Source organism: Gilvimarinus sp. F26214L (genome assembly GCF_054401055.1).
Genome location: NZ_JBTIYG010000007.1, coordinates 1 through 14,000, shown reverse-complemented (window position 1 = coordinate 14,000; position 14,000 = coordinate 1). Strand labels below are relative to the sequence as shown.

Below are 14,000 nucleotides of genomic sequence, written 5' to 3'. Positions count from 1 at the left end.
CGATTTATCCCTTTGTTGAGCATGTTCTCGTTGGTAAGGTCCCAGTCAGGGCTTACTTCGAGTAAAGCTCAACGATGAGGTTCTCATTGATTTCTGCAGGCAAATCACTGCGATCAGGTACCCGCTTGAACGTGCCCTCGAGCTTGCTCGTGTCCACGTCAATCCACTCGACCTCGCCACGCTGGGAGGCAACAGCTATGGAATTCTGAATGCGCAGCTGCTTCTTTGCTTTTTCACGAACGGTGATCACATCGCCGGTCTGAACCTGGTAGGACGGGATGTTGACAGCCCGACCATTGACCAGCAGTGCTTTATGGTTAACCAACTGCCGCGCTTCGGCCCGAGTGGCGCCAAAGCCCATGCGATAGGCAACGTTATCCAGACGGGATTCCAGCAGTTTCAACAGGTTCTCACCCGTGGCGCCCTTGAGGCGTACCGCTTGCTTATAATAGCTGCGGAACTGCTTTTCCAGAATGCCGTACAGACGTCGCACCTTCTGCTTCTCGCGCAGCTGAACGCCGTAATCGGACAATCGTCCCCGGCGCTGGCCGTGCTGGCCGGGCGCGGCTTCGATCTTGCATTTGGAGTCGATGGGACGCACACCACTGGTCAGGTACAAATCAGTCCCTTCCCGGCGGGAAAGCTTACATCTCGGTCCTCTGTATCGTGCCATTACTCGATGTCCTCTTATACGCGACGTTTTTTCGGCGGACGACAACCGTTGTGCGGAATAGGCGTCACGTCAACGATGTTGGTTATCTTGTAACCAACGTTATTCAGAGCGCGCACTGCAGATTCACGACCCGGTCCGGGCCCCTTCACCTCTACGTCGAGGTTCTTCAGTCCGTAATCCTTGGCAGCCTCCCCGGCGCGTTCTGCTGCCACCTGGGCCGCAAACGGAGTACTCTTTCGCGAGCCCCGGAACCCTGAACCGCCAGAGGTCGCCCAGCTGAGGGTATTACCTTGACGGTCAGTGATGGTGACGATGGTATTGTTGAACGAGGCGTGGATGTGCGCCACACCGTCGACAACCGTCTTCTTCACCTTTTTTCGGGGTGCTTGTTTACTCGGCTTTGCCATTGCAATACGTTCCTAAATCGGGCGCTCAACAATCGGCCACCCATAGCGGCCGACATTCGAATGGAAATTTACTTCTTGATCGGCTTGCGCGGACCTTTTCGGGTGCGTGCATTAGTCTTGGTGCGCTGACCGCGAACCGGCAGGTTGCGGCGATGCCGAATGCCTCGGAAGCAGCCCAGATCCATCAAACGCTTGATGTTCATGGACACTTCACGGCGCAGATCACCTTCTACGGTAATCTTGGCAATCTCGCCCCGGATCGCTTCCAAATCGGCTTCGGAAAGATCGGCGATTTTGGCGGTTTCGCTCACGCCGCTGCCGGCACAGATCTTTTTGGCCGTAGGGCGACCGATGCCATAGACATACGTCAAGGCGATTACGGCGTGTTTGTTATCGGGTACATTGACACCGGCGATACGGGCCATTCAACTTCTCCAGACTCTATTCAAATAGGTTGCTTTTTGATCAAACCCAGCCAATCTGCGTTACCGGGCAGCCCAGAACCGGGCCCCGGTGGAAAAGGCGCGAAAGGATAGCGATATTGGCATGATAAATCAAGCACGGGCCGCAGGGGCCCAGCGCTTTGCGTTTCGCACCCGCTTCAGCGGCTCGGGTCAACAAGGCTTATCCCTGGCGCTGCTTGTGCCGGGGCTCGGCGCTGCAAATTACACGCAGAACGCCCTTGCGACGAACCATCTTGCAGTTGCGACACATTTTTTTGACAGAAGCTCGGACTTTCATTTCTTACATCCCAAAAATATTCAACAAAGTCATTAACCAGTCGCGGCGTCAATCAGCGCGCAACACCACTGCCGTAGTTCTTGAGGTTCGCCTTCTTCATGAGTGACTCGTACTGCGACGACATCATGTGCGATTGTACTTGCGAGAACGTGTCCATCACGACCACAACCACGATCAGCAGCGAGGTACCTCCCAGGTAAAACGGGAGGTTCATGCCTGTTATCAGAAACTGAGGCAACAAACAGATGGCCGCAATGTAAATGGAGCCGACCACGGTCAGGCGCGTCAGCACGCCATCAATGTAGCGAGCGGTCTGCTCCCCTGGCCGGATGCCCGGCACGTAAGCGCCGGATTTCTTCAGGTTGTCCGCCACTTCCTTGGGGTTAAACATCAAGGCCGTATAGAAGAAGCAGAAGAAAATAATGAAACCCGAGAACAACAGCAGGTACAGCGGAGATCCGGGCGACATAGCCAGGGATATGTCCTGCAACAGGTTACTCACGAAACCTTCCCCGCCCTGCCCGAACCATTGGGTCAAGGTAGCAGGAAACAGTACGATACTGCTGGCGAAAATCGCCGGAATAACCCCGGCCATGTTGACCTTGAGCGGCAAATGGCTGCTCTGGGCCGCCGCGAACTGCTGCCGGCCTTGCTGGCGCTTCGCATAGTTCACAGTGATTCTGCGCTGACCGCGCTCTACCCTGACCACGAACCAGACAATGGCGATGGCCAGGATCGCAATGCCGAGAACAAGCAGGATGTGCGTGTCACCGTCCCGGGCGCTCTGAAACATCTGGCCCACCGCGACCGGGAAGCCGGCCACGATGCCTGCGAAGATAAGCAGGGATATCCCGTTTCCTACCCCGCGTTCGGTGATTTGTTCCCCGAGCCACATCATGAAGACCGCGCCGGTCACCAGGGATACAGTGGCTACGAAATAGAAGGCGAAGGTTGGCGTTCCGCCAAAGGCCTGCCCCGAGAACGCCACCGACATGGCGAAACCCTGTACGGTCGCCAGTAGCACCGTAAAGTAACGGGTGTACTGGGTGATCTTGCGCCGCCCCTGCTCGCCTTCCTTTTTCAATTGCTCCAGCGAAGGCGTCACCGCCGTCATGATCTGCATGATGATGGAGGCAGAGATATACGGCATGATCCCGAGCGCCAGGATACTCATGCGCTCAGCCGCACCACCCGAGAACATGTTGAACATGCCCAGAATGGTGCCCTGATTCTGATTGAACAGCGCCGCAATCTGTTCCGGATCGATGCCAGGAACCGGAATGTGAGTGCCAATGCGATAAACCAGAATGGCCAGAAACACAAAACGCAGGCGAGCCCAGAGCTCGCTCAAGCCTTTCGGAGTGCTGCCCGGCAGTTTGCCCGGTTTTGCCATGTCGACCTCTTACTGAGCACCGCCGCAGCGGACGCTCTTACTCTTCGCTTGCGATAACTTTGCCACCAGCAGCTTCGATCGCTGCTTTCGCACCCTTCGTTACACCCAGACCCTGGATAGTCACGGCCTTGGTGATCTCCCCGGAGAGGAAGACCTTCGCACGGGTGGCGCTCTCGCGGATGATGTCGGCCGCCTTCAGGGCCGCCAGATCGATCACTTCCGCGTCAACCTTATTGAGCTCCGCCAGGCGAACCTCTTCCATTGTACGGCCAACACGTGAGCTGAAGCCGTACTTGGGAAGACGTTTGCGCAGGGGCATCTGGCCGCCTTCGAAACCGGGCTTAACCGTACCGCCGGATCGGCTCTTCAGACCCTTGTGGCCGCGGCCACCGGTCTTGCCCAGACCGCTACCAATGCCACGGCCAACGCGCTTCTTGCTGTGCTTGTGACCGGGCGCCGGGCTGATTGTATTGAGTTCCATTGCTGTGTGTCCTCAATCGAGAATTTGTTACGCTCTGCACCAACGCAGAGTATGAGCAGCGGGTGCCGACTGGGCTGCCCTGGCTGCTGTTAGGCGTCCACCTTCACCATGTAGGTGATCTTGTTGATCATTCCCCTGACCGAAGGAGTGTCTTCCACTTCCACGGTGTGGCCAATGCGGCGCAGGCCAAGGCCTGCAACGCAGGCACGGTGGGATTTCAGGCGACCTGCCGTGCTTTTTACTTGAGTCACTGTGATGGTTTTCTTAGCCATAGCGCATTCTTTGTACAGTAGATTAAGACCACGCGGGCCGGTTCGCGGACCGCCCCCGACGATTTATGCGGCCGGGCCAAACCCGTACGCTGTCAGTTTCTAGCCTACGATATCCTCCACGGCCTTGCCGCGTTTGGCGGCCACGGATTCCGGAGAAGCCATCTCGGTGAGTGCGTTGAATGTCGCACGCACCACGTTCACTGGGTTCGTTGAGCCATAGCATTTGGCCAGTACGTTCTGAACGCCGGCAATTTCGAGCACAGCACGCATGGCACCCCCCGCAATGACCCCGGTACCTGGCAGTGCTGGCTGCATGAAGATCTTCGATGCTCCGTGGCGTCCTTTGGTTGGATACTGAATGGTGTCGCCCTTCAGTTCCACCTGGATCATATTCCGGCGCGCAGCTTCCATGGCCTTCTGGATCGCCAGCGGCACTTCGCGCGCCTTGCCACGTCCAAAGCCGACCTTGCCATTGCCGTCGCCGACAACGGTCAAAGCGGTGAAGGCGAAAATGCGACCGCCCTTCACTGTCTTCGCCACGCGGTTGACCTCAACCAGCTTCTCCTGGAGGCCCTCGGTGTTCGAGTCTTCTTTCTTAAATGCCATAGCGTCTATTCAACCTTTAGAATTCCAAACCTGCTTCGCGTGCAGCGTCTGCAAGCGCCTTAACCCGACCGTGGTAGCGGAATCCGCTGCGGTCGAAAGAAACCTGGCTTACACCCGCCGCTTTCGCGCGCTCTGCAATGAGAGTACCGACGGCCTTGGCCGCGTCGGAGTTGCCGGTTTTACCTTCCCGCAAGGACTTGTCCAGGGTGGAGGCGCTGGTCAGAACTTTGCCGCCATCTGCGGAGATGATCTGAGCGTAAATGTGGCGCGGAGTGCGATGGACTGTCAGCCGAGTCGCACCCAGCTCACGAATCTTCGCACGGGCTCTGCGCGCGCGGCGTAAACGAGACTGTTTTTTATCGATCATTTCGCGACCCTACCTACTTCTTCTTGGCTTCTTTGCGGCGTACTTGCTCATCAGCGTACCGCACACCCTTGCCCTTGTACGGCTCCGGCGGCCTGAACGCACGCACTTCCGCAGCCACCTGTCCCAACAATTGTTTGTTGGCGCTCTTCAATACGATTTCAGTCTGGCTGGGCGTTTCAACGCTCACACCTTCCGGGATCTCGTAATCAATGGGGTGCGAGAAGCCCAGTGTCAGGTTCAGCGTACGCCCTGCAGCCTTGGCCCGATAGCCCACACCGTTCAGTTGCAGCTTTCGCTCGAAGCCTTCCGAAACACCTGTCACCAGATTGCTCAGCAATGCACGCATGGTGCCCGCCATCGCTGTTGACTTCTGAGCGTTGTCGCGGCCGGAACAGCGAAGCTCGCCATCTTCCTGCACGACCTGCACGCTTTCGTGGACGGTCATGCTCAAGGCGCCGTTTTTACCCTTGGCAGCAACTTCCTGCCCGTTCAGAGTAATTTCCACGCCCGACGGCAAGCGGACTGGACTGTTTGCAATACGTGACATGATTTGATTCCCAAAAACCCAATTACGAGAGCCTATCGAGAGCCACCTTGACGGCCCATGGATGATTGATCCCGCTCAAACCTTAGAAAACTGTGCAGAGCACCTCGCCACCTACGCCTGCGGCACGCGCAGCGCGGTCGGTCATGACGCCCTTACTGGTGGTCACAATGGCCACACCCAGGCCGCCGCGAACTGAGGGCAGTCCATTTTTCCCAGCATAAGCACGAAGTCCGGGGCGGCTGGCACGTGACAGTTCCGCGATAACCGGCTTGCCCTGGAAATACTTCAGCTCAACCGAAAGCTCGGGTTTGGCGGCTTCACTGACGCTGAAATCAACAACGTAACCTTCTTCTTTCAAAACGCGCGCGATGTTCACCTTCAGGGTTGAAGACGGCATTGTTACGGTCGCTTTGCCTACTTGCTGCGCATTGCGAATGCGGGTAAGCATGTCGGCTACTGGATCTTGCATACTCATTTTCTTTGCTCTCCTTCAGGGCCGATGGCTTACCAGCTGGATTTCACGAGGCCCGGCACATCACCACGCATCGCCGCTTCGCGCAGCTTGTTGCGCGCCAGACCAAACTTGCGATAGACAGCGTGGGGCCGGCCAGTCAGGCGGCAGCGACGCTGGCGCCGCGAAGGGCTTGAGTCCCGAGGCAACTTCTGCAACTGCATGTTGGCTTCCCAAACCTGCTCGTCATTGGATTCGGGATTCGCAATGATAGCTTTCAGCTCAGCCCGCTTGGCCGCGTACCGCGTTACCAGTTTTGCGCGTTTAACTTCGCGGGCAATCATTGATTTTTTAGCCATATCTTTACCTTGATCTCTTATGTGCTGCGATTAGGTGCGAAGCGGAAAGTTAAACGCCCGCAGTAGAGCCCGGCCTTCGTCGTCATTGCGAGCTGTCGTCGAAATACAGATATCCATGCCGCGGAGCTTGTCGATTTTGTCGTACTCAATTTCCGGGAAGATGATCTGCTCGTTGACACCCATGGTGAAATTGCCACGTCCGTCGAACTGCTTCGGGCTGATGCCGCGAAAGTCCCGGACCCGGGGGATGGCGATGCTGACCAGGCGATCCAGAAATTCATACATCCGTTCACTGCGAAGCGTCACCTTGGCTCCGATCGGCCATCCGTCACGGATTTTGAAGCCCGCGATGGATTTGCGCGCCTTTGTGATGATCGGCTTCTGGCCAGAGATCTTCTGCAGATCGCCGACGGCGTTCTCCAGGATCTTTTTATCACCCACCGCTTCGCCGACACCCATGTTCAAGGTGATTTTGGTGATGCGGGGCACTTCCATCACGTTCTTGATGTTCAGCTCTTCTTGGAGCTTCGGCATCAACTCTTTGAAATACAATTCTTTTAACCTAGCCATGAGTTCTCATCCGACCACTGCGTTTGTCCAACGATATCGCTTCAATTGCACCTATTACTAGGCGAGCTGTTCGCCTGTGGACTTGTAGATGCGCACCTTCTTTCCGTCTTCGACCTTGAAACCAACGCGATCAGCTTTCTTGGTGCTCGGATTGAAAATCGCAACGTTGGAAACCTGAATCGGGGCCTCCTTCTCGATAATGCCGCCAGGCACGCCGAGTTGGGGGTTCGGTCGCTGGTGCTTTTTGACAATGTTGATGCCGCCAACAATCACACGATTATCTGCGAGCACCTTGGTTACCTTACCGCGCTTGCCCTTGTCACGGCCGGCGATAACGATCACTTCATCTTCACGTTTAATCTTGCGCATATCCCACTTATTCCTCGAAGAGCTTCTTCTTCGTCGCAGGCCCTTCTTCGGTTGCTACAGAACTTCAGGGGCCAATGAAATGATTTTCATGAACTTGTCGCCACGCAGTTCGCGAGTGACAGGTCCAAAAATTCGAGTACCAACCGGCGCTTCCTGTTGATTCAGCAGCACTGCCGCGTTGTCGTCGAACTTGATCAGGGATCCGTCCTTGCGGCGAATACCCTTGCGCGTGCGAACCACGACCGCCTTCATCACCTGACCTTTCTTAACCTTGCCGCGCGGAATCGCTTCCTTCACGGTGACCTTGATAACGTCACCCACGGAGGCATAGCGGCGATGAGAACCGCCCAATACCTTGATACACATAACGCGGCGGGCCCCGCTGTTATCTGCAACATCTAGGTAACTCTCTGTCTGAATCATCGTCGCTCTCCGAAAACTCCAGCACGTGCCCGACGGGCACTTTCAATTCTTCTAAAACCTATACCCGAGCAGGCCGCTCTTCGATCCGCACCAGCCGCCAGGTTTTGCTCTTGGAGATCGGGCGGGATTCGGAAATGGTCACCAGGTCGCCGGTGCGGCATTCGTTCTCGGCGTCGTGCGCCTTGACCTTGGATGACTTGCTCACGTACTTGCCGTAGAGCGGGTGCTTCACTCGACGCTCGATCAGGACCGTAACAGTCTTGTCCATCTTGTCGCTAACTACGCGGCCGGTCAGTGTGCGGGCCTTTGCGCCATTATCAAGCGGTGTTTCAACGGGTGCATCAGCCATTATTTACCTGCCTTTTCTCTCAATACGGTTTTGATGCGCGCAATGTCCCGACGCGTCTCTTTCAATAAATGCGACTGATTGAGCTGGCCCGTGTTTTTCTGCATACGCAGCTTGAACTGGGACTCCAACTGCGCCAGCAAGTCCTTGTTGAGATCCTCAACTGATTTTTCGCGAAGCTCTGTAGCTTTCATTACATCACCGACCGTTTCACGAAAGTTGTAGTCAATGGCAGCTTCGCCGCTGCCAGCTCAAATGCCTCCCGTGCCAGCTCTTCCGACACGCCTTCCATCTCGTAAAGGACGCGTCCGGGCTGAATCTGGGCAACCCAATACTCCACGTTACCCTTACCCTTACCCTGACGAACTTCCAGAGGCTTACTGGTAATTGGCTTGTCCGGAAAAATACGAATCCAGATTTTGCCACCGCGCTTAACGTGGCGGGTCATTGCTCGTCGAGCCGCCTCGATCTGCCGGGCGGTGATTCGGCCACGCCCCGTTGCTTTCAGAGCGAATTCGCCGAAGCTAACCTTGGAACCGCGTTCGGCCAGACCGCGATTCCGACCCTTCATTTGCTTACGGAATTTGGTACGTTTAGGTTGCAGCATTGTTTAGCCTTTAATACCCGTGCCCTTCCAGGGGAACTCCACCTGGAAAAGTGTTATCAATGAATGCTATTCGGCGGCAGCTCGCTTGCTTCCACGCTTTTTGGGCGCGGCCTCGACGGGCTCGATTCCGCCAATGATCTCGCCTTTGAAGATCCAGACCTTCACGCCGATGATGCCGTAGGTAGTAGACGCTTCGGCAGTTGCGTAGTCGATGTCGGCCCGCAAGGTATGCAGCGGAACCCGCCCTTCACGATACCATTCGGTCCGCGCGATTTCCGCGCCACCAAGGCGGCCACTTACCTGGATCTTGATACCCTCGGCGCCCTGCCGGATCGCGTTCTGAACCGCGCGTTTCATGGCACGACGGAACATCACGCGGCGCTCCAACTGCGATGCAACACTTTGCGCCACGAGCGACGCATCCAGATCCGGCTTGCGAATCTCTTCGATGTTGATGTGAACCGGTACACCCATCTGCCGGCTCACTTCACCGCGAAGCGCTTCGACGTCCTCGCCTCGCTTTCCAATCACAATACCGGGGCGGGCAGTGTGGATGGTGATGCGCGCAGTGTTAGCGGGCCGTTCAATCTCAACGCGGCTTACTGAGGCATGAGCCAGCTTCTTCTGAATGTATTCGCGGACCTTGAGATCGGTGTACAGCTTGTCTGCGTATTCGTCGCGATCGGCATACCAGGTTGAGGTATGCTTCTTGACGATGCCTAGTCGAATACCGGTTGGATGAACTTTTTGACCCATAATGCCCGCTCTCTTACTGGTCGGCTACTTTAACTGTAATGTGACAGGAGCGTTTCAGAATACGATCCGCTCGACCTTTTGCTCGCGGCCTGATCCGCTTCATTGTCAGGCCTTCATCCACGAAAATGGTGGATACTTTCAATTCGTCCACGTCGGCACCTTCGTTGTGCTCGGCGTTGGCGATGGCGGATTCCAGCACCTTCTTCACGATCGCTGCACCCTTCTTGGCGCTGAAGGTCAGCAGATCCAGCGCTTCTTCAACGCTTTTACCGCGGATCTGATCGGCAACCAACCGCGCCTTCTGGGCGGAGATCTGTGCACCACGTAATCTTGCTGCTACTTCCATCTTGATTTCACCTTTTTGGGCCCATTGAAGAACGGCACCCGATTACACTCTGTTAGCGCTTCGCTTTCTTGTCAGCCGCGTGTCCGCGATAAGTGCGGGTTGCAGCGAATTCGCCGAGCTTGTGCCCAACCATTTCCTCATTGATCAGAACCGGTACGTGCTGGCGACCGTTATGAACGGCAATGGTCAGACCTACCATTTCCGGCATCACCATGGAACGACGCGACCAGGTCTTGATCGGACGACGATCATTTGCAGCTGCTGCGGCTTCCACCTTTTTGAACAGATGCAGGTCGATAAACGGACCTTTCTTTAACGATCTTGGCACTGAGCTATCCTCTCAAATCAGTTCTTGGGCTTACTTCTTGCCTCGACGACGAACGATCATGTTGTTGGTACGTTTGTTTTTGCGAGTCTTGTGGCCTTTGGTCGGAGTACCCCAGGGGCTGACCGGATGACGACCACCCGAGGTACGCCCTTCACCACCACCATGCGGGTGGTCAACCGGGTTCATCGCAACACCGCGAACCGTGGGACGAACGCCTCTCCAGCGCGCTGCACCCGCTTTACCGAGGGATCGCAGGCTGTGCTCACTGTTGGACACCTCACCAATGGTTGCACGGCACTCGGACAGAACCTTGCGCATTTCGCCGCTGCGCAGACGCAGCGTTACGTAGGCGCCTTCCCGCGCCACCAACTGTGCGGAGGTGCCGGCGGATCGTGCCATCTGCGCACCTTTGCCCGGCTTCATTTCGATGCAGTGAACGGTGCTACCCACCGGGATGTTGCGCATGGGCAGCGTGTTGCCGACCTTGATCGCCGACTGCTCGCCGGACTCGATCTTGTCGCCAGCGCTCAAACCTTTCGGCGCGATGATGTAGCGGCGCTCGCCGTCGCTGTAACACACCAGTGCGATGTTTGCGCTTCGGTTCGGGTCGTACTCAAGACGCTCGACCTTTGCGGGAATACCATCTTTGTTGCGCTTGAAATCGATCAGTCGGTAGTGCTGCTTGTGGCCGCCACCAACGTGTCGGGTGGTAATTCGGCCCGCATTGTTGCGGCCGCCGGTTTTGCTTTTCTTCTCCACCAGGGGGGCGTGAGGCGCACCCTTGTGCAAGTCAGGGTTGACGACACTGACTACGAAACGTCGGCCTGCCGAGGTGGGTTTACGTTTTACGATTGCCATTGCAACAATACCTATCGCACTAATTCGGTGAATTCATGAGCCGGAAAGCGGCGGACGCCCTATGCGCCCAGGGACTCAAAATTGATATCCTGCCCTTCCGCCAAGCGCACGTATGCTTTCTTCGTGGCGTTCTGCCGGCCGAGACCGTACCGGGTTCGCTTGGTCTTACCCTTTTTGTTCAGCACCCGCACTTGCTCAACGGATACTTTGAACAGGGTCTCAACCGCCGCCTTGATCTCACGCTTGTCTGCGTCCCGGGCAACTCGAAAAACCACCTGGTTGCCTTGCTCGGCGGCAATCGAAGCCTTCTCGGATACGACCGGCCCAATCAATACTTTGTAAAGCTTTTCCTGGTTCATCCCAACAACTCCTCAACCTTCTTGAGGGCAGACACAGTGATCAGCACCTTGTCAAAGCGAACCAGACTGACTGGATCGATGCCATGTACGTCGCGCACATCAACCTTGGGCAGGTTGCGCGCGGCCAGGTACAAATTCTTGCTGACCTCTTCTGTCAGGATCAGCACATCGGACAGATCAAACTGCGCGAGCTTCTGCATCAGACCTTTGGTTTTGGGCTCATCGACCGCAAAGTCTTCGACCACCACCAGGCGCTCCAAACGGTTCAGCTCGGAAAGAATGCAGCGCAGCGCGGCGCGATACATCTTCTTGTTCAGCTTCTGGGTGTGATCCCGCGGAGTCGCGGCAAAGGTCACACCGCCCCCACGCCAGATCGGGCTGCGGATGGTACCAGCGCGCGCACGGCCGGTCCCTTTCTGACGCCAGGGCTTCTTGCCGCCGCCGGACACCTCAGAACGGGTCTTCTGCTTTTTTGTACCCTGGCGCTGACCAGCCAAGTAGGCCGTGATCGCCTGGTGCACCAGATCTTGATTGAATTCTCTGCCGAACGCAGCCTCGGAAACACTAACGGTTCCCTTCGTGCCCTCAGGCGTCGCTATATTCAGTTCCATAGTCGATTCCCCTCGGATACTTAGGCTTGAGCTGCTGTGGCTTTGTTGCGAGCTTTCACAGCCGGACGGACAATCACATGCCCACCGGGAGCTCCGGGAACCGCGCCTTTGACGAGCAGCAGATTACGCTCGGCGTCGACTCGAACCACTTCCAGATTCTGAACCGTGACTCGCTCGGCACCCAGATGACCAGCCATCTTCTTGCCTTTGAAAACCCGACCAGGGGTCTGACACTGACCAATAGATCCGGGAGCGCGATGAGACAGCGAGTTACCGTGGGTGGCGTCCTGAGTGCGGAAATTCCAACGCTTCACGGCGCCAGCAAAACCCTTACCTTTGGAGGAACCCGTGATGTCCACCATCTGACCAGCGGAAAAACCGTCTACCGTCAGCTCGGCGCCAACACTGAACTCATCGCCGGCGTCGTTACGCAGCTCATACAGCTTGGCGCCAGCTTCGGTGTTCGCTTTTGCAAAATGACCAGCAGCGGGCTTGACCACCCGGGAGGCGCGACGGCCACCCACTGTAATCTGCACAGCGTTGTAGCCATCGGTTTCAGTATTCTTGACCTGGGTGATGCGATTGGGAGAAACCTCAATCACAGTTACAGGAATGGAGTCACCGTCGTCGGTGAAAACGCGGGTCATGCCGCTCTTACGACCGACTATACCAATCGTCATTGTTGTTAACCTCTCAGTGTACGGGGCTCTTACCCGCTATGGCCGCCCATTTCAGAGCGTTACACAATCACCTCAAAATCGCTTGAGGCACTTGTTCGACTCCCGCCAACCGGCGGGAAAATCGATTAACCCAAACTGATCTGGACTTCGACGCCTGCCGCCAGATCCAGCTTCATCAGTGCGTCTACCGTTTTTTCCGTGGGCTCGATAATGTCCATCATTCGCTTGTGAGTGCGAATCTCGTACTGGTCGCGCGCATCCTTGTTAACGTGGGGCGAGATCAATACGGTAAAGCGTTCTTTTCGCGTGGGGAGCGGAATGGGGCCGCGAACCTGGGCACCAGTGCGCTTGGCAGTCTCAACGATCTCCTCAGTCGACGCATCAATGAGTTTGTGATCGAAGGCCTTTAGCCGGATCCTGATTCGCTGACTCTGCATTTATACCCAACTCCACACTAAATTTTTAATAAATTCGGGATCATAGCCACCCGTTCCGCCTGGGGGGCCGGCGAAAGGAGGCGAGATTTTATAGACCCACCCTGGGACTGTCAAGCGTCGCCTGGATATTATTTAGCGACTCATGCAGCCTGAAAACGGTTTATTTTCAAACTTTTGCGGTTGCGCCGACCCTGCTTACGCAGACTCGTCGTCGACAGGCGACTCCGCCTTCGCGGAACCCTCTCCCTTCGAGGACGACCCCGAAGACGATGAGCTGGCCGCGGCTCGAGCCACCCCCTGGACCACAATATCCCTGGGCGGCGGTGCAAACGGGAAGGGCTTTTCGTCGGTCCGGTAGGTCACGTAGGAGAAAGCCTGCGCCACGTAGGCAACCAATGTGTCAGCGAACGCACTCAGGTTGTCATTGGTTCGACCAGCAAAAACGGAAAACAGAAACTGCCCAGCCGCCACCAGCCAAATCAACCACGTTGCTACGGTTGCGAAGAAACCAAAAACGAGGATAAACAGCAACCTCAGCCAGGTCTCCCCGGAAGAAAGTCTGCCCTTGATCTCGTCGTCCATTAGTCTCTCCTTATTCTACCCGCAGCAGCCGCTTCGAAAGCCGCCAGAGCGAAACGCTGCTGGCGGCCCCCAATGGCTCGGACTGTGTCTTACTCGATTACTTTGGATACCACGCCGGCGCCGACGGTGCGACCACCTTCGCGGATTGCGAAGCGCAGGCCTTCTTCCATCGCAATCGGGGCGATCAGGGTGACAGTCATGGCCACGTTGTCGCCGGGCATTACCATCTCGGTACCTTCCGGCAGTTCACACGCACCGGTCACATCCGTGGTACGGAAGTAGAACTGGGGACGATAGCCCTTGAAGAACGGGGTGTGACGACCACCTTCTTCCTTGGACAGAACGTACACTTCACACTCGAACTTGGTGTGCGGGGTGATTGAGCCCGGTACGGCCAGGACCTGACCACGCTCGACGTCTTCGCGCTTGGT

The 14,000-nt window shown here is 56.5% G+C and carries 28 protein-coding genes; all 28 read right to left on the bottom strand.

Annotation, left to right across the window (positions count from 1 at the left end):
• Nucleotides 1–52: 52 nt before the first annotated feature.
• Nucleotides 53–673 (bottom strand): 30S ribosomal protein S4, encoded by a 621-nt coding sequence (gene rpsD / locus ACURWW_RS09380; RefSeq protein ID WP_445616998.1) that lies wholly within the window; start codon nt 671–673, stop codon nt 53–55.
• A 14-nt stretch (nt 674–687) separates the two neighbouring features.
• Complete coding sequence (rpsK, locus tag ACURWW_RS09375; protein ID WP_445616997.1) at nt 688–1,080, bottom strand: 30S ribosomal protein S11; 393 nt, start codon at nt 1,078–1,080, stop codon at nt 688–690.
• A gap of 68 nt (nt 1,081–1,148) precedes the next feature.
• Nucleotides 1,149–1,505: a 30S ribosomal protein S13 gene (gene rpsM, locus ACURWW_RS09370; protein WP_445616996.1), complete on the bottom strand. Its 357-nt coding sequence runs from the start codon at nt 1,503–1,505 to the stop codon at nt 1,149–1,151.
• 199 nt (nt 1,506–1,704) lie between these two features.
• A complete protein-coding gene (gene rpmJ / locus ACURWW_RS09365) occupies nt 1,705–1,821 on the bottom strand; it encodes a 50S ribosomal protein L36 (protein WP_445616995.1) in 117 nt (38 codons plus the stop codon).
• 52 nt (nt 1,822–1,873) lie between these two features.
• Entirely contained in the window at nt 1,874–3,214 is a 1,341-nt protein-coding gene (secY, locus tag ACURWW_RS09360) for a preprotein translocase subunit SecY (protein WP_445616994.1), read from the bottom strand.
• 37 nt (nt 3,215–3,251) lie between these two features.
• A complete protein-coding gene (gene rplO, locus ACURWW_RS09355) occupies nt 3,252–3,695 on the bottom strand; it encodes a 50S ribosomal protein L15 (RefSeq protein WP_445616993.1) in 444 nt (147 codons plus the stop codon).
• Between the two features lie 89 nt (nt 3,696–3,784).
• The gene (rpmD, locus tag ACURWW_RS09350) at nt 3,785–3,967 is read right to left on the bottom strand and encodes a 50S ribosomal protein L30 (protein WP_445616992.1); all 183 of its coding nucleotides are present in this window, start codon (nt 3,965–3,967) and stop codon (nt 3,785–3,787) included.
• A 99-nt stretch (nt 3,968–4,066) separates the two neighbouring features.
• Nucleotides 4,067–4,573 (bottom strand): 30S ribosomal protein S5, encoded by a 507-nt coding sequence (rpsE, locus tag ACURWW_RS09345; protein WP_445616991.1) that lies wholly within the window; start codon nt 4,571–4,573, stop codon nt 4,067–4,069.
• Between the two features lie 16 nt (nt 4,574–4,589).
• Complete coding sequence (rplR, locus tag ACURWW_RS09340) at nt 4,590–4,940, bottom strand: 50S ribosomal protein L18 (RefSeq protein ID WP_445616990.1); 351 nt, start codon at nt 4,938–4,940, stop codon at nt 4,590–4,592.
• A gap of 13 nt (nt 4,941–4,953) precedes the next feature.
• The gene (rplF, locus tag ACURWW_RS09335) at nt 4,954–5,487 is read right to left on the bottom strand and encodes a 50S ribosomal protein L6 (RefSeq protein ID WP_445616989.1); all 534 of its coding nucleotides are present in this window, start codon (nt 5,485–5,487) and stop codon (nt 4,954–4,956) included.
• Nucleotides 5,488–5,569: 82 nt separating this feature from the next.
• A complete protein-coding gene (gene rpsH / locus ACURWW_RS09330) occupies nt 5,570–5,962 on the bottom strand; it encodes a 30S ribosomal protein S8 (RefSeq protein WP_445616988.1) in 393 nt (130 codons plus the stop codon).
• Between the two features lie 29 nt (nt 5,963–5,991).
• The gene (gene rpsN / locus ACURWW_RS09325) at nt 5,992–6,297 is read right to left on the bottom strand and encodes a 30S ribosomal protein S14 (protein ID WP_445616987.1); all 306 of its coding nucleotides are present in this window, start codon (nt 6,295–6,297) and stop codon (nt 5,992–5,994) included.
• Between the two features lie 30 nt (nt 6,298–6,327).
• Complete coding sequence (gene rplE, locus ACURWW_RS09320; protein ID WP_445616986.1) at nt 6,328–6,867, bottom strand: 50S ribosomal protein L5; 540 nt, start codon at nt 6,865–6,867, stop codon at nt 6,328–6,330.
• 57 nt (nt 6,868–6,924) lie between these two features.
• Nucleotides 6,925–7,236: a 50S ribosomal protein L24 gene (gene rplX, locus ACURWW_RS09315; RefSeq protein WP_445616985.1), complete on the bottom strand. Its 312-nt coding sequence runs from the start codon at nt 7,234–7,236 to the stop codon at nt 6,925–6,927.
• Between the two features lie 54 nt (nt 7,237–7,290).
• Nucleotides 7,291–7,659 (bottom strand): 50S ribosomal protein L14, encoded by a 369-nt coding sequence (gene rplN, locus ACURWW_RS09310; RefSeq protein ID WP_445616984.1) that lies wholly within the window; start codon nt 7,657–7,659, stop codon nt 7,291–7,293.
• A 58-nt stretch (nt 7,660–7,717) separates the two neighbouring features.
• Nucleotides 7,718–8,008, bottom strand: coding sequence for a 30S ribosomal protein S17 (rpsQ, locus tag ACURWW_RS09305; RefSeq protein WP_445616983.1), 291 nt, complete (start codon nt 8,006–8,008; stop codon nt 7,718–7,720).
• Nucleotides 8,008–8,199 (bottom strand): 50S ribosomal protein L29, encoded by a 192-nt coding sequence (gene rpmC / locus ACURWW_RS09300; RefSeq protein WP_445616982.1) that lies wholly within the window; start codon nt 8,197–8,199, stop codon nt 8,008–8,010. The genes rpsQ and rpmC overlap by 1 nt, the downstream gene beginning before the upstream one ends.
• Nucleotides 8,199–8,612: a 50S ribosomal protein L16 gene (gene rplP / locus ACURWW_RS09295; RefSeq protein WP_445616981.1), complete on the bottom strand. Its 414-nt coding sequence runs from the start codon at nt 8,610–8,612 to the stop codon at nt 8,199–8,201. Before rplP ends, rpmC begins: the two co-directional genes overlap by 1 nt.
• Nucleotides 8,613–8,678: 66 nt before the next feature.
• Nucleotides 8,679–9,368, bottom strand: coding sequence for a 30S ribosomal protein S3 (gene rpsC, locus ACURWW_RS09290; RefSeq protein ID WP_445616980.1), 690 nt, complete (start codon nt 9,366–9,368; stop codon nt 8,679–8,681).
• 13 nt (nt 9,369–9,381) lie between these two features.
• Nucleotides 9,382–9,714: a 50S ribosomal protein L22 gene (rplV, locus tag ACURWW_RS09285; protein ID WP_445616979.1), complete on the bottom strand. Its 333-nt coding sequence runs from the start codon at nt 9,712–9,714 to the stop codon at nt 9,382–9,384.
• Nucleotides 9,715–9,766: 52 nt separating this feature from the next.
• The gene (gene rpsS, locus ACURWW_RS09280; RefSeq protein WP_445616978.1) at nt 9,767–10,042 is read right to left on the bottom strand and encodes a 30S ribosomal protein S19; all 276 of its coding nucleotides are present in this window, start codon (nt 10,040–10,042) and stop codon (nt 9,767–9,769) included.
• Nucleotides 10,043–10,072: 30 nt separating this feature from the next.
• A complete protein-coding gene (gene rplB, locus ACURWW_RS09275; RefSeq protein ID WP_445616977.1) occupies nt 10,073–10,900 on the bottom strand; it encodes a 50S ribosomal protein L2 in 828 nt (275 codons plus the stop codon).
• Between the two features lie 59 nt (nt 10,901–10,959).
• On the bottom strand, nt 10,960–11,259 hold the full coding sequence (gene rplW, locus ACURWW_RS09270; protein WP_445616976.1) for a 50S ribosomal protein L23: 300 nt from the start codon (nt 11,257–11,259) through the stop codon (nt 10,960–10,962).
• Nucleotides 11,256–11,870, bottom strand: a complete 615-nt coding sequence (rplD, locus tag ACURWW_RS09265; RefSeq protein WP_445616975.1) for a 50S ribosomal protein L4 — start codon at nt 11,868–11,870, stop codon at nt 11,256–11,258. Before rplD ends, rplW begins: the two co-directional genes overlap by 4 nt.
• A gap of 20 nt (nt 11,871–11,890) precedes the next feature.
• Entirely contained in the window at nt 11,891–12,550 is a 660-nt protein-coding gene (rplC, locus tag ACURWW_RS09260; protein ID WP_445616974.1) for a 50S ribosomal protein L3, read from the bottom strand.
• 125 nt (nt 12,551–12,675) lie between these two features.
• Complete coding sequence (gene rpsJ / locus ACURWW_RS09255) at nt 12,676–12,987, bottom strand: 30S ribosomal protein S10 (RefSeq protein ID WP_445616973.1); 312 nt, start codon at nt 12,985–12,987, stop codon at nt 12,676–12,678.
• A 195-nt stretch (nt 12,988–13,182) separates the two neighbouring features.
• Nucleotides 13,183–13,569: a DUF4389 domain-containing protein gene (locus tag ACURWW_RS09250; protein ID WP_445616972.1), complete on the bottom strand. Its 387-nt coding sequence runs from the start codon at nt 13,567–13,569 to the stop codon at nt 13,183–13,185.
• 89 nt (nt 13,570–13,658) lie between these two features.
• Nucleotides 13,659–14,000 (bottom strand): EF-Tu C-terminal domain-related protein (locus ACURWW_RS09245; protein WP_445616971.1); only part of this gene is annotated, 342 nt, incomplete at its 5' end.